Genomic DNA, 14217 nt, shown 5'->3' with positions numbered 1-14217 from the left:
TCCCCTGCGGGCGTCAGCTGACCTTCATCTCGTTGTAGACCGGGATGCTGAACGGGTTCAGTGCCACGTTCGAGGTGCGCTCGGAGTAGGCGGCGGAGCCGTTCTGGTACCAGAGCGGGATGGCGGCCATCTGGTCGGCGACGACCTTCTCGGCGTCCTGGAAGGTGGCGATGGCCTTCGCGGTGTCGGCCTCGGCGTTGGCCTTCTTGAGCAGTGCGTCGAACTCCTTGTTGGACCACTTGCCGTCGTTGGAGGAGGCTCCGGTGGCGTACAGCGGCTCCAGGAAGTTCTGGATCAGCGGGTAGTCCATCTGCCAGCCGGCCCGGAAGGGGCCGTCCAGCTTGGACTGGGTGACCTGGTTGCGGAAGTCGGCGAAGGTGCCGACCGGGTTGCCGACGCAGGCCTTGTTGTCGCCGAGGGCGTTGTTGATGCTGTTGCAGACGGCGTCGACCCACTCCTTGTGGGAGCCGGTGTCCGCGTTGTACGTGATCTTCATCTGGCCGCCGGGGATGCCGCCGCCCTCGGTGACCAGCTTCTTCGCCTCGGCCGCGTTGTACTCGCAGGAGGCGCCGCACAGCCCGGCCTTGTAGCCGCCCTTCTCGCCGAGCACCGGGGAGGTCCAGTCGGTGGCGGGGGTGCGGGTCTTCTGGAAGATCGTGTCGGTGATCTGGGCCCGGTTGATGGCCATGGACAGGCCCTTGCGGAGCTTCTCCGAGCCGGGCTTGTTCCAGTCCTTGTCGTAGAACGGGAAGGACAGGGTCTGGATGATGCCGGCCGGAGTGTTGAGGTACCGGTCGCCCAGGTCGTTCTTGACGTTCTTGAGCTGGGCGGCGGGCACGTCGTCCAGCAGGTCGAGGTTGCCGGCCGTCAGGTCGGTGTAGGCGGTGCCGTAGTCGGTGTAGACCTTGAGGTCCACGCCCTCGTTCTGCGCCTTGTCGTCGCCCGGGTAGTCGCCCCACTTGCGCAGGCTCATCACCGAGCCCTTGTCGTACTGCTTGACGGTGTACGGGCCGTTGCCGACCGGTGTCTTCAGGAACGCGTCGTGGTCGTCGAAGAAGATCTTCGGCAGCGGGGCGAACGCGGCGTAGCCGAGCGTCTCGGGCCAGGTGGAGAACTTCTGGGTGAGCTTGACCGTGAAGGTCTTGTCGTCCTTGACCTTCAGGCCGGACATGGTCTCGGCGGTGGCCTGGCCGCTCTCCGGGTGGACCTTGTCGTAGCCCTCGATGTAGCCGAAGAAGGGGGCGTTCTTCTGCTTGTTCTTCAGGTGCGCGCCGTAGTTCCAGGCGTCGACGAAGGACTTGGCGGTGACCTTCTCGCCGTTGCTGAACTTCCAGTCCTTGAGGGTGACGGTGAAGTTCTGCGAGTCGGTGGTGTCGATCTTCGCGGCGAGCATGTCCTCGGCCGCGCCGGTCTTCGGGTTGTAGCGCTTGAGGCCCCGGAAGAGCATCTCCAGGACCTTGCCGCCCTGGACCTCGTTGGTGTTGGCGGGCTCCAGGGGGTTCTGGGGGTCGCCCCAGGACGCACTGAGCACGCCTGTCTCGCCGCTGCCGCTTCCCCCGCCGCCGCAGGCGGTCGCGGCGAGAGCGACGGCTGCCGCGGTCGCGGCCCACTTGGCGTGCCTGGCTCCACGCATGGAGTGCCTCCTAGAGTCCCAAAGATGACTTAGGGACCCATATCACCCCATACGTTGCGGACCTGCATCTCCACCGCGTCCGTTAGGAACGCACCGTCACCCGTGGGGCCGCACCACCGCCCCGGGACCGCGCCGGCACCCCCGCGACCGCGCCGCGCTCCCGTCAGGGCAGCCGAGGGGCCGGGTCGGTGGCGAGGCGGGCATGGCTGTGCATGTCGTGGAAGGTGTCCGGCGCCAGCGCGGGCAGGCCGCCCCTGGCGACGCCCTCGAAGAGGTAGCCGCAGCGTTCGGCGACCCGGCAGGACGGCTCGTTGCTCACCGCGTGCCCCAGCTCGATCCGGTGCAGCCCGAGTCCGGAGAACCCCCACCGGGTGCACAGCTCCACCGCCCGGGTGACCACTCCCCTGCCCCGCGCCTCGGGCAGCAGCCAGTAGCCGATGCCCGCGACGCCCCGGGCGAACTCGATCTTGTGCAGTCCGATCGACCCCAGCACCTCACCGCTGTCCGCGTCCTCGACGCAGAACTGGGCGAGGTCGCCCCGCTCCCACCCCCGGGACCGCGCCCGCACGAACTCCAACGCCCCTTCCTCGTCGACCGGTTCGTGCTCGGACCACTCCCAGCGCCGGAACTCCGGATCGTTCAGCCCGCGGATCACCGCCGGCACGTCCTCCTTGCCCCAGGCCCGCAACCGCAGCCCGTACCCGACGAGTTCGGTGAAGACCAGTGTCCGTTCGGCGTCCTGTGTCACGACTGCTCCTTGTGCTTCTCGTACGTACGCGACTCGTACGCACGCCTCTCGTACGCACACCACGTGTACGCACGCGGCGAAAACGACCGCCGCCCCCGCCCCGAGGAATCGGGACGGGGGCGGCGGCCGGAAAAAGCGGGCTCACGGGCGCGGAGGGTCAGGCCGCGCCCACCACGTCCTTCTCCTCGGCGAAGTGGCACGCCGATTCGTGTGCCGCCGGGGAGTCCGAACCGGCGAACCGGGTCGGAATCGCCAGCAGCGGTTCCTCCTTGGCGCACTTGTCCTCGGCCTTCCAGCAGCGGGTGCGGAAGCGGCAGCCCGACGGCGGGTTGGCCGGCGAGGGCACGTCGCCGGTGAGAATGATCCGCTCGCGGTGCTCGCGGGCGGTCGGGTCGGGGACCGGAACGGCCGACAGCAGCGCCTGGGTGTAGGGATGCGTCGGGTGCTCGTAGATCGCCGCGTCCGTACCGATCTCGGCCATCTTGCCCAGGTACATCACGCCGACCCGGTCGGAGATGTGCCGGACGATGGACAGGTCGTGCGCGATGAAGAGGTAGGACAGGTTGAACTCGTCCTGGAGCTTCTCCATCAGGTTGATGACCTGCGCCTGGACGGAGACGTCCAGGGCCGAGACGGGCTCGTCGCAGATGATGATCTCCGGGTTGAGCGCGAGGCCGCGGGCGATGCCGATGCGCTGGCGCTGGCCGCCGGAGAACTGGTGCGGGTAGCGGTTGATGTACTCCGGGTTCAGACCCACCACGTCCAGCAGGTCCTGCACCTTGCGGCGCCGGTCGCCCTTGGGAGCCACCTCGGGGTGGATCTCGAAGGGCTCCTGGATGATGTCGCCGACCGTCATGCGCGGGTTCAGCGAGGTGTACGGGTCCTGGAACACCATCTGGATGTTGCGGCGGACCGCCTTCAGCGCACGCCCGGACAGCTTGGTGATGTCCTGGCCCTTGTAGAAGACCTCGCCGGCCGTCGCCGTCTCCAGCGTCATCAGGAGCTTGGCGACCGTGGACTTGCCACAGCCGGACTCGCCCACGATGCCGAGGGTCTCGCCCTGGTACAGGTCGAAGGAGATGCCGTCGACGGCCTTGACCGCGCCGACCTGCTTCTTGACCAGGACGCCCTGGGTGAGCGGGAAGTGCTTCACCAGGTTGCGGACCTGGAGGATCGGCTCGCCGCGCTCGACGGTCTTGTCCAGCGCCGCGACGGCCTGCGTCTCGGACGACGCCTCGACGACCTCGACCTCGGAGACGTTCGGGGTGGCGTCCACCGGCTCGGTGCTCTTGGTGGGCTCAGCCATGGATCGTCTCCTTCCAGAAGTGGCACGCGCTGCCGCGACCGGTCAGGTCGGCGCCGTCCCGCTCGGTCACCTGGACCAGCGGCGGCACCTCGGTGCGGCAGATGTCCTGCGCCTTGGGGCAGCGCGGGTTGAACGCGCAACCGCTCGGGATCTTGAGCAGGTTGGGCGGCAGGCCCTTGATCGCGTACAGCTCCTGGCCCTTCTGGTCCAGGCGCGGGATCGAATCGAGGAGGCCCTTGGTGTACGGGTGCGCCGGGCGCTTGTAGATCTCGTGGACCGGCGCGGTCTCGACGATCCGGCCCGCGTACATCACCGCGATCTTGTCCGCGACGTCGGCGACGACGCCGAGGTCGTGGGTGATCAGGATCAGACCCATGTTGTACTCGCTCTGGAGCTCCGCGAGGAGGTCCATCACCTGGGCCTGGACGGTCACGTCGAGAGCCGTGGTCGGCTCGTCCGCGATGATCAGCTCCGGCTCCAGGGCGAGCGCCATCGCGATCATGATGCGCTGGCGCATACCGCCGGAGAACTGGTGCGGGTAGTCGTTGACCCGCTCCCTGGCCGCCGGGATCTTGACCTTCTCCATCAGTTCGATGGCCTTGGCCTTGGCTTCCTTGCGGCTGAGCCCCTCGTGCACCCGGTACATCTCGCCGAGCTGGTAGCCCACCGAGAGCACGGGGTTGAGCGAGGACAGCGCGTCCTGGAAGATCATCGCGATCTTCCGGCCACGGATCTTGCGGCGCTCCTCGTTGGACATCTTGAGCATGTCCTGGCCGTGGAAGAGGATCTCGCCCTGCGGGATCTTCCCCGGCGGCATGTCGAGGATGCCCATGATCGCCTGAGCGGTGACCGACTTGCCGGAGCCCGACTCGCCGAGCACGGCCAGCGTCTCGCCCGCCTTGACGCTGTAGTTCACGCCGTTGACGGCCTTGGCCACGCCGTCGCGGGTGTGGAACTCGACGTGCAGGTCGCGCACATCGAGCAGGGTGCCGTTGTTCTCCCCGTCCTCGCCGAGGACGGGCACGTTCGCAGGTTTGTCCATGATGGTCACGTACGCCTCCCTCAGCGCAGCTTCGGGTCGAGGGCTTCGCGTACCGCGTCACCCATCATGATGAACGCCAGCACGGTGATGCTCAGCAGTCCGGCCGGGAAGATCAGGGTGTGCGGGTTGTTGCGGATGTCCTGGATGGCGTCGGAGATGTCGCCGCCCCAGGAGATGGAGTCGCCGCCCAGACCCAGACCCAGGAAGGACAGCGTCGACTCGGCGACGATGTACGAGCCCAGGACGATGGTCGCGACGACGATCACCGGCGCGATCGCGTTCGGCAGGATGTGCCGGAACAGGATCCGCTTGGTGCCGGCACCGAGCGCCTTGGCAGCCACCACGTAGTCGGCGTGCTTGGTCGTGATGACCGCGCCGCGCATGACGCGGGCGATCTGCGTCCAGCCGAGGAAGGCCAGAGCGCCCATGACGACCCAGACGGTGCGGTCGGTGAAGGCGTTGAGCACGACCATGGCGCCGAGCAGGAACGGGATGCCGAAGAAGATGTCGGTCAGCCGGGAGATGAGGCTGTCCCAGAAACCGCCGAAGTATCCGGCGAGCATGCCCAGCAGACCACCGAGCAGGGTGACCAGGACGGTGACACCGACGCCGACCAGGATGGAGTTGCGGGTGCCGTAGATCGTCCGGGCGTAGATGCTGCGGCCCGTGCGGTCGAAGCCCCACCAGTCGGCCTGGAAGACGTGCCCCAGTTCCGGCTTGCCCAGGAAGTGCTTGGCCTGGTCGCCGATGTTCGGGTTCTCGCCGGTGAACAGCGAGGGCCACACCGACACCAGGAGCAGCAGCAGGATGAGGGCCGCGGAGACCAGGAACAGCGGGTTGCGCCGCAGGTCGCGCCAGGCGTCGGCACCGAGACTGCGCGGCTTCTCCGGCGCGGGGCCGGAGTCCGTGGCCACCGGGGTGCCCGCGACCACGTTGGCCGCGTCCTCATGTGCGGTCTTGGTCATGTCAGGCATAACGGATCCTCGGGTCCAGGACCGCGTAAAGCAGGTCGACGAGCAGGCTGGCGAGGAGGTACACGAGCACCAGGACGGTGACGACACCGACGATGACCGTGCCCTCGCGGCGGGCGATGGCCTCGTAGAGGAGGTCGCCGATGCCCGTCACGTTGAAGATGCCCTCGGTGATGACCGCGCCGCCCATCAGGGTGCCGATGTCGGTGCCCAGGTAGGTGACCACGGGGATCAGCGAGTTGCGCAGCAGGTGCCGGGTGACGATCCGCTGCTTGGGCAGACCCTTGGCGACGGCGGTGCGCATGTAGTCCGCCGACTTGTTCTCGGCGATCGACGTGCGGGTCAGCCGTGCCACGTACGCCAGTCCGACCAGACCCAGCACGAGGGCCGGGACGATCAGCTGGCTGAAGCTCTCGGAGTCCTGCACCGTCGGCGTGATCCAGCCCAGCTCGTTACCGAAGTACAGCTGGAAGCCCAGGCCGACTACGAAGATCGGGACGGAGATCACCACGAGCGTGAACAGCGTCACGCCGGTGTCGATGATCTTTCCTCGGCGGATACCGGCGATCACACCGAGGGTGATGCCGACGACGAGCTCGAAGGTCCACGCCATGGCGGCGAGCCGGATGGTGACCGGGAAGGCCAGCGTGATGTCGTCGAGCACGGGCCTGCCACCCGCGATCGTCTTGCCGAAGTCTCCCTGGAACAGACCGCCGATGTAGTGGAAGTACTGCTGCCACAGCGGAAGGTCCAGGCCACGGTCGTGCCGGATCTGCGCGACCTGCGCCGGGTCCGGCGGCTTGTCCCCCCACAGCGCCGCAACCGGGTCGCCGGGGAGCACATTGACCATGAGGAAGATCAGCAGGGTTGTCCCGAGAAAGACCGGGATCATCTGGAGCAGTCGCCTAGCGACGTAGCGCCCCATTGGTGCCTCCGTCCATTACGGAGCCGCCCGAAGCGGCGCCCGGGATCGCCGGGCACCGCTTCGGGAACGAACTCCGGCGACTACTTCTTCTTGAAAACTTCGACGTCCGTGAGGATCGGGTCGCCGGCCTGGTCGAACTCCATCCCCTTCACGTTGTTCGAGTGGGCGGAGTTCGTCTGGTTGTAGAACAGCGGGATGCTCGGGAAGCTGTTCTGCAGCTGCTTCTCGGCCTCCTGGTAGAGCTTCGCCGAGTCCTCGATCGTCTTGGCCTGGTCGGCCTTCTTGGTCAGCTCGTCGAACTTCTTGTCCGAGAAGCCGCCCTTGTTGCCGTCGACGCCCGTGCCGTACAGGTCGGCGAGGAAGTTGCCGTTGAACGGGTAGTCGAGCACCCAGCCGGAGCGGTAGATCGACTTGACCTTCTTCTGGTCACGGATCTCGGTGTCGGCCTGGAAGTCCGTCACCGGGTCGCCCACGCACTGCACACCGGTGTTCTTGACGATGTCGTTGCAGACGGCCGTGACCCAGCCCTTGTGCGGCTGGTCGGCGTTGTACTGGATGCTGATCTTGCCGCCGGGGACGCCGCCGCCCTCGGTGATGAGCTGCTTGGCCTTGGTCGGGTTGAACGTGCAGTACTCACCGCACGCGTTCTCCTGGTAGCCCTTCACACCCTTGGCGACCCAGCCGGTGGCCGGCTGGCGGTTGCCGTAGAAGGTGGTCTTGGCGATCGTGGCGCGGTCGATCGCCATCGAGAGGCCCTGGATGACCTTGATGTTGGTGTTCTTCCACTGGTCCGTGTAGAACGCCGGGTTGATCGTGTTGATCGCCGAGTACTCGGACGTGATGGCGCGCTTGCCGAAGTCCTGCTTGTAGTTGGCGAGTTCCTGGTCCGGGATCGTCGGCATGGTGTCGACGTTGTCCGAGCGCAGGTCGTTGTACGCGGCGGTCGGCGAGGAGTACGCCTTGAAGTCGATGCCGCCGTTCTTCGGCTTCTTGGCACCCTGGTAGCCGTCCCAGGCGGCGACCTTGATCGACTTCTTGCGCTGCCAGGAGGTGAACTTGTAGGGACCGTTGCCGACCGGCTTCTCGCCGTAGGTCTTCGGGTCCTTCAGCGCCGCGGCGGGCATCGGGTAGAACGGCGCGTACACCAGCTTGTAGGCGTAGTACGGGATGCCGTTGGCCAGCGTGATGGTGAAGGTGTTCTCGTCGACGACCTTCAGGCCGGACATCTCCTTGGCGGAGCCCTTGCCCTTCTCGGGGTGCACCTTCTCGTAACCGACGATGTCGCGGTACCAGGCGCTGTTCTGCTGCCCGTTCTCCGGGTTCGCGGCCCAGTTCCAGGCGTCGACGTACGACTTGGCGGTCACGGCGTCGCCGTTGTGGAACTTCCAGCCCGCCTTGAGCTTGACCGTCCACACCTTGTTCGCGGCGTCGGGGGTGACCGACTCCGCGTTCTCCATGACGATGTTTCCGGCCTTGTCGTAGCTGACCAGACCCGTGAAGAGGGAGTTGATGACGACGCTGCCGTACGCCTCCATGGTGTTCGCCGGCTGCAGAAGGTTCTGCGGCTCACCATTGGCGTAGCTGACGATGCCCTTGGGGTCGACCGTGCGGTTGGCGTTGTCGTTCCCACTGTCCTTGCCGCCGCCACAAGCCGTCGTCGCGAGCGCGACGACACCTGCTATGGCGACCCACTTGGCGCTCTTGGCACCACGCATGGGGTTCCTCCTCATGAGTCCACTTGTTAACTGCAAGAGGGGGCACAGGTGCGCTCGCCGACACCCCTGACGGCGAGAAGTTCTGGTGCCCCAGTGTGCTCGTGAGTCGGCGCTCCCCACAGCGCGTGACCCATTGACCCGAGCTCAATGGAGCCAACTATTAAGTACGCCTGGACCGTAAACCACACTTAAAGGGTCTCGTTTTGACAACATCACTTACCCCGCGATGACCGAAATCCGGACAAAATGAGCCCAGACAGACACCCCCGAAACGGACTGTTAACGCAACTTCCGGAGAGTGTTGATCGATATCCGGACACACGGCGCAGGAAAAGGACTTGACCGGGCGTCGCCGGGAAGGCAGTTGGATCTTGACCGGGTACCGCCCGGCTCCGTCGCACCGGAGGCGGTGACCGAGCGTGAGCGGTGCGGCCCGCGGTGCGGCGTGTGAAGTGGCACACGCCGAAGGCCCGGCACCCCCGCGATCATGCGGGGTGCCGGGCCTTCGGTCAACAGGCGTACTGCAAAAGCCGGTTGACTAGCGCTTGGCGCGCGACGCGGTACGGCCGCGCTCCTTGGCGTCCAGGACGACCTTGCGGATGCGCACGGCCTCCGGGGTCACCTCGACGCACTCGTCGTCGCGGCAGAACTCCAGGGACTGCTCCAGCGACAGCTTGCGCGGCGGCACCACGTTCTCCGTGGTGTCGGCGGAAGCGGCACGCATGTTGGTGAGCTTCTTCTCCTTGGTGATGTTCACGTCCATGTCGTCGGCGCGCGAGTTCTCGCCGACGATCATGCCCTCGTACACCTCGGTGCCGGGGTCGGTGAACAGGACACCGCGCTCCTGGAGGTTGATCATCGCGAACGGCGTGACCGTACCCGAGCGGTCGGCGACCAGGGAGCCGTTGTTACGGGTCACCAGCTGGCCGAACCACGGCTCCAGGCCCTCGTGGATCGAGTGGGCGATACCGGTGCCGCGGGTGTTGGTCAGGAACTCCGTACGGAAGCCGATGAGGCCGCGGGACGGGACGACGAACTCCATGCGGACCCAGCCCGAGCCGTGGTTGGACATGTTGTCCATCCGGCCCTTGCGGACGCCCATGAGCTGCGTGACCGCGCCCATGTGCTCCTCGGGGACGTCGACCGTCATGCGCTCGACCGGCTCGTGCACCTTGCCGTCGATCGTCTGCGTGACGACCTGCGGCTTGCCGATGGTCAGCTCGAAGCCCTCGCGGCGCATCTGCTCGACCAGGATGGCCAGCGCCAGCTCACCGCGGCCCTGCACCTCCCAGGCGTCGGGGCGCTCGGTGTCCAGGACGCGCAGCGAGACGTTACCGATCAGCTCGCGGTCCAGGCGGTCCTTGACCTGGCGGGCGGTGACCTTGCGGTCCTTGACCGCGGCCTTGGCGTCCGCGCCCTTGCCGGTGCCGCCGCGGCCGACCATCGGCGAGGTGTTGGTGCCGATGGTCATGGAGATGGCGGGCTCGTCGACCGTGATCAGCGGGAGCGCGATCGGGTTCTCCGGGTCGGCCAGCGTCTCGCCGATCATGATGTCCGGGATACCGGCGACGGCGCAGATGTCACCGGGGCCCGCGACCTCGGCGGGCTTGCGGGTGAGCGCCTCGGTCATCATCAGCTCGGAGATGCGGACGTTGGAGATCGAGCCGTCGCGCTTGATCCAGGCGACCGTCTGGCCCTTGCGCAGCTCGCCCTGCTCGACGCGGAGCAGCGCGATGCGGCCGAGGAAGTTGTCGGCGTCCAGGTTGGTGACGTGCGCCTGGAGGGGGGCGGCGTCGTCGTAGGCCGGGGCCGGGACGTGCTCCAGGATGGTGGAGAAGAACGGCTCCAGGCTGTCGCTGTCGGCGGGGACGGTGCCGTCCGCCGGCTTGGTCAGCGAGGCGATGCCGTCACGGCCGCAGGCGTAGACGATCGGGAACTCGATCTGGTCCTCGTCCGCGTCCAGGTCCAGGAACAGGTCGTAGGTCTCGTTGACGACCTCGTCGATCCGGGAGTCCGGGCGGTCCGTCTTGTTGATGCACAGGATGACCGGCAGGCGCTGCTGGAGGGCCTTGCGGAGCACGAAGCGGGTCTGCGGCAGCGGGCCCTCGGAGGCGTCGACCAGCAGGACGACCGCGTCGACCATCGACAGGCCGCGCTCGACCTCACCACCGAAGTCGGCGTGGCCGGGGGTGTCGATGATGTTGATCGTGATCGGGTCCCCGCCGCCCTTGGGGTGGTACTTCACCGCCGTGTTCTTGGCGAGGATCGTGATGCCCTTCTCACGCTCCAGGTCGTTCGAGTCCATCATGCGGTCGTCGAGGCTTTCGGCGGCGTGCGCGGCGAAGGCGCCGGCCTGCTTGAGCATCGCGTCGACGATGGTCGTCTTGCCATGGTCGACGTGAGCGACGATGGCGACGTTACGGATGTCGTGGCGCGTGGGCATGGGTTGCTTAACGCTTCTCTCGATCGTGGGATGCGGCGTCTCGTTCCTCGTACGCCCACCGGGCGGACGCGCCACGGCTTACCCCATGGTACGTGGCGGACGCGGGACGGGCTTCCCGGGCCGATCGGCAAGCGGTCGCGGGCCCCGGATACGGGGCCCGCGCGGGGGCGCAGCGGGGACTGCGCGGGGGTGGGGGGGAAATGCTGAGCTCCGGGTCAAGGAGTCCCGCACGACCTTGCCCGCCGGAAGTCCGGCGGGCAAGGAAATTGAGCTGTTTCTGAGCTGTTTCTCAGATCGCGAGACGGCCTCTGACCTGCGGCGCAGCCCTTATGTGGCGTTACTTGCGGTCATCCTTGGCGGTATCGGACTTCTTGAATCCGATGTCCTGGTAGCGGGGTGCGGTGAACCCGAAGGCGCCCGCGTTCACCACCGTCGGCTTCACCGCGACCAGCTCGGGGCGCTGGTAGAGCGGGATGGAGCCGGCCGCCGCCCAGATCCGGGCGTCGGCCTTCCTCAGCAGCTCGCGGGCGGCCTCGTCGTCGAGCTCGGCGGCGGCCTGGTCGAAGAGCTGGTCGATGTGGTCGGTACCGACCCGGGTGTAGTTCTGCTCGACGAGCAGCGAGCCGTCGGCGGCGGGCTCGGGCTTGGCGAAGATCGGCCGCCCGTCGGTGGCCGGGTAGGCGGTGCCGGGCCAGGAGTAGAGCGCCAGGTCGTAGTCGCCGGAGGCGATGTGGTCCTTGAAGTAGCTCGCGTCCTCGACCTTGGTGGTCTCGGTGCGTACGCCGATGGCCTCCAGCATCCGGGAGATCCGGGCACCCACGGTGCGCAGCGGGGCCGACTCGGGGTCGGCGGGCAGGACGAAGCGCAGGGTCAGCGGCTTGCCGTCCTTGCCGACCATCCGGGACGCCCCGGTCGCCCTGGCCGCCGCGCGGGCGGCCGGGGCGGCGGTGCCGCGCGGGGCGTAGGCACCGGCCATGCCGCCCTTCTTCTTCTCCTGGGCCTCGGTCTTGCCGTCCGCGCTGTCCCGCTCGCCGTCCGCGCGCTCCCGGTACATCCGCGGCAGGCCGTCGTGGGCGAGGGTGACGGAGCGGGGGCCGACGGCGGGGGCCAGGACGTGGGTGCCGCCGTCGGTGCGGAAGGCGTTGTGGCTGTTGTCGAGGGGCTTGGCGTCGTTGCCGTCGCCGGGCTTGTCGTCGCCGACGATGTACATCCCCTCGTCGGAGGCGCCCTCCTCGCTCTCCTCCTTCTTCTTCCGGGCCTGTTCGCGCTTCTTGCGCTCCGCGTCCGAGCGGCTGCCCGCGCTGGTGCCGTCCTTGCGGGCGTCGGCGCCGCCGGGCTTCCAGCCGGCCTCGGCCAGGAGGGTCTGGGCCGCCTGGGCGTCCTGGCCGCCGAGCACCTCGCTGCCGTCGGCGTAGCCCTGCTGTCCGGCGAGCGCGAGGTGGCTGCCGAGCGGGGCGGCGGGCAGTCCGAGCGGCTTCAGTACGGCGTCGGCCAGCTCCTGCCGGTTGAGTGCGCGGGCCACCGCGCGGCGCACCCGCTCGTCGGACAGCGGTCCGGAGGCGCCGTTCAGGGCGAGCTGGGTGTAGGCGGGCTCCAGGGACCTGCGGACGGTGAAGCCGCGCAGGGCCCGCTGCTCGGAGGCGTACTTCTGGACCTGCTCGCGGGCCTTCGCGCGGGAGTTCAGCTCCGCCTCCGCCACTTCCTCGTCCTCGACGGCGCCGTGGGCGCGCGCCCAGGAGCGCATCGCCTGGGCGGCGGTGGTGGTGGAGCCGGGGCCGTGGGTGAGCGGGCCCTTGCCGCTGTCCTTGGCGGCACGGGCGATGCGCTCCACCGCGCCGCTGTCGACCTCGGCGAGGTCCACCTTGCCGGCGGCGAGCGCGGCGGCCCGCTCGTCGCGGGGGACGGCGCGCAGCACCAGCTTGTCGAGCTTGGCGGGCTTGCCCCACCAGCGCGGGTTGCGGTCCAGGACGACGGAGCCGTCCTCGCGGTCCACCTTCACCGGGCGGAAGGGGCCCGCCGTCGACTTCAGCTTCGTCCGGGCGCCGTCGTTGAAGGCGTCGGGGGTGCCCATCACCTCCTTGGGGTACAGGGGGGTGAACAGGGAGCGCCAGTCGGCGTACGGCTTGGCGTAGGTGACCTTGACCTCCAGGTCGTTGTCACCCTTCTCGATCTTCTCGATGCGCTCGTAGCCGGCGTTGCGGGCGGTCCAGTACGCGGAGTCCTTGCCGCGCAGCGCCCGCCACTGGGCGACGAAGTCGGCGGCGCCGATCTCCCGGCCGTCGCTCCACACCGCCTGCTGGTTGATCTTGTAGAGGACGACCTGCTTGGGCTCGCGCTCGACGACCTTGGCGTCCTCCAGGAAGTCCGGGTTGCGCTGCGGCTCGCCCTTCTCGTCGGTGACGAACAGGGCGGGCAGCACCGCGCCCGCGACGCGTGCGGTGGTGGCGTCGGCGTCCGCCTGGAAGGCGTTGAAGGTGGCGGGCACCGAGTCGACGGCCCAGTTCAGGGTGCCGCCGTCGGCGACCCGCTCGCGGTCCGTGACGGCGAGGTCCGCCGCGACCGGCGTGGCCCCCACGGCCCCCTCGTCCTCACTTCCGCCGCACCCCGTCAGCACCGGGAGTGCGAGCACACCGGTGGCGACGAGCGCGACACCGCGACGGGCGCGCGGAGAGACGTCGGACATGGCTGGACCTCCAGGCTGACCCGGCCCCCTCCCCAACGGAGTGGGCCGTTAAGTTCACTTTTGGGGGTTTATTGAGCTGATCACACTTGTCGGTGCTGCTGGCCCACTGAAAGGGACCTCGCGCGGGAGGCGGCGCCGACACGTCGGGCATCCGGGGAAGCCCACCCGTGCGGCCCAACGGGGACGGGCGGGGGGCGCGCGGACCCGTCGCACTTCGCGTACCGCTGCACGCACCCTTCACAACAGGGGATGTGACGCGCGACACTCGCAGCCGCAGAGGGACTGTGGACCGCATCGCGGAAGTGAGGCCAATTCATGTCCCTGCACGATGAGTTGACGGACATCTCACAGTGTCTGGACCGGCTCGACCGGGCGGTCCTGCGGCTGGCCGAGGAGACCGGCGACGGCCTGGAGATCCGGCGGGTGCGCACCGACGCGGCACATCTGCGCGAGAGCGTGGCGCTGCTGGGCGAACCGGGCCGGGCGGCACCGCCCGCGCCCGCACGGCCCGACCTGATCACCATCCCGGACGCGCCGTACGACAGCGCGCTGTGGACCGACTCCGACGACGAGGGCCTCGGCGCCCGAAACCGCCACGCCCCCTGACCCCACCCCTTGCGCGCCGGAGCCGCACCTCTCGCCCCCGCCGAGCCCCCTTGGGCGCAGGGCCCGCCCTCTCGCCCCCGCCCCCTTGGGCGGCGGGGCCGCCCCCCGGGGGCGGAACGGGCGGGCAAGGGGGCGGCCCCCGGCG

Annotated in this window: 10 protein-coding genes; 1 reads left to right on the top strand and 9 read right to left on the bottom strand. The window is 68.4% G+C overall.

Annotation, left to right across the window (positions count from 1 at the left end):
• Positions 1-13: 13 nt before the first annotated feature.
• From ACFYVL_RS13400 to ACFYVL_RS13360, 9 genes are all read right to left on the bottom strand, one after another.
• Entirely contained in the window at positions 14-1633 is a 1620-nt protein-coding gene (locus ACFYVL_RS13400; RefSeq protein ID WP_389243942.1) for an ABC transporter substrate-binding protein, read from the bottom strand.
• A gap of 163 nt (positions 1634-1796) precedes the next feature.
• Entirely contained in the window at positions 1797-2381 is a 585-nt protein-coding gene (locus ACFYVL_RS13395) for a GNAT family N-acetyltransferase (RefSeq protein ID WP_389243940.1), read from the bottom strand.
• A gap of 157 nt (positions 2382-2538) precedes the next feature.
• Positions 2539-3687 carry an ABC transporter ATP-binding protein gene (locus ACFYVL_RS13390; RefSeq protein ID WP_389243938.1) on the bottom strand — a complete coding sequence of 383 codons (1149 nt, stop codon included), beginning with the start codon at positions 3685-3687 and terminating at the stop codon, positions 2539-2541.
• Positions 3680-4729 (bottom strand): ABC transporter ATP-binding protein, encoded by a 1050-nt coding sequence (locus ACFYVL_RS13385; RefSeq protein WP_389244216.1) that lies wholly within the window; start codon positions 4727-4729, stop codon positions 3680-3682. Before ACFYVL_RS13385 ends, ACFYVL_RS13390 begins: the two co-directional genes overlap by 8 nt.
• Before the next feature lie 20 nt (positions 4730-4749).
• Positions 4750-5703 carry an ABC transporter permease gene (locus ACFYVL_RS13380; protein WP_389243936.1) on the bottom strand — a complete coding sequence of 318 codons (954 nt, stop codon included), beginning with the start codon at positions 5701-5703 and terminating at the stop codon, positions 4750-4752.
• Positions 5696-6625: an ABC transporter permease gene (locus ACFYVL_RS13375; RefSeq protein WP_389243934.1), complete on the bottom strand. Its 930-nt coding sequence runs from the start codon at positions 6623-6625 to the stop codon at positions 5696-5698. Before ACFYVL_RS13375 ends, ACFYVL_RS13380 begins: the two co-directional genes overlap by 8 nt.
• Positions 6626-6705: 80 nt before the next feature.
• Positions 6706-8340, bottom strand: a complete 1635-nt coding sequence (locus ACFYVL_RS13370; RefSeq protein WP_389243932.1) for an ABC transporter substrate-binding protein — start codon at positions 8338-8340, stop codon at positions 6706-6708.
• A 538-nt stretch (positions 8341-8878) separates the two neighbouring features.
• The gene (gene typA / locus ACFYVL_RS13365) at positions 8879-10783 is read right to left on the bottom strand and encodes a translational GTPase TypA (RefSeq protein WP_389243930.1); all 1905 of its coding nucleotides are present in this window, start codon (positions 10781-10783) and stop codon (positions 8879-8881) included.
• Between the two features lie 337 nt (positions 10784-11120).
• Complete coding sequence (locus ACFYVL_RS13360; RefSeq protein ID WP_389243928.1) at positions 11121-13466, bottom strand: ABC transporter family substrate-binding protein; 2346 nt, start codon at positions 13464-13466, stop codon at positions 11121-11123.
• A 315-nt stretch (positions 13467-13781) separates the two neighbouring features.
• On the opposite strand from ACFYVL_RS13360, the gene ACFYVL_RS13355 reads away from it, so the two are divergent.
• On the top strand, positions 13782-14072 hold the full coding sequence (locus ACFYVL_RS13355; protein WP_389243926.1) for a hypothetical protein: 291 nt from the start codon (positions 13782-13784) through the stop codon (positions 14070-14072).
• Positions 14073-14217: the final 145 nt, after the last annotated feature.

The sequence above is a fragment of the Streptomyces sp. NPDC004111 genome (assembly GCF_042874215.1).
Taxonomy (GTDB): domain Bacteria; phylum Actinomycetota; class Actinomycetes; order Streptomycetales; family Streptomycetaceae; genus Streptomyces.
Note: the sequence above shows the minus strand (reverse complement) of the source record. Positions and strands in the feature narration are given on the sequence as shown.

Coding starts and splice junctions, on each gene's coding strand:
- ACFYVL_RS13375 (WP_389243934.1), bottom strand. CDS start 6,625: ATGGGGCGCTACGTCGCTAGGCGACTGCTCCAGATGATCCCGGTCTTT.
- ACFYVL_RS13400 (WP_389243942.1), bottom strand. CDS start 1,633: ATGCGTGGAGCCAGGCACGCCAAGTGGGCCGCGACCGCGGCAGCCGTC.
- ACFYVL_RS13380 (WP_389243936.1), bottom strand. CDS start 5,703: ATGCCTGACATGACCAAGACCGCACATGAGGACGCGGCCAACGTGGTC.
- ACFYVL_RS13370 (WP_389243932.1), bottom strand. CDS start 8,340: ATGCGTGGTGCCAAGAGCGCCAAGTGGGTCGCCATAGCAGGTGTCGTC.
- ACFYVL_RS13385 (WP_389244216.1), bottom strand. CDS start 4,729: ATGGACAAACCTGCGAACGTGCCCGTCCTCGGCGAGGACGGGGAGAAC.
- ACFYVL_RS13360 (WP_389243928.1), bottom strand. CDS start 13,466: ATGTCCGACGTCTCTCCGCGCGCCCGTCGCGGTGTCGCGCTCGTCGCC.
- typA (WP_389243930.1), bottom strand. CDS start 10,783: ATGCCCACGCGCCACGACATCCGTAACGTCGCCATCGTCGCTCACGTC.
- ACFYVL_RS13355 (WP_389243926.1), top strand. CDS start 13,782: ATGTCCCTGCACGATGAGTTGACGGACATCTCACAGTGTCTGGACCGG.
- ACFYVL_RS13390 (WP_389243938.1), bottom strand. CDS start 3,687: ATGGCTGAGCCCACCAAGAGCACCGAGCCGGTGGACGCCACCCCGAAC.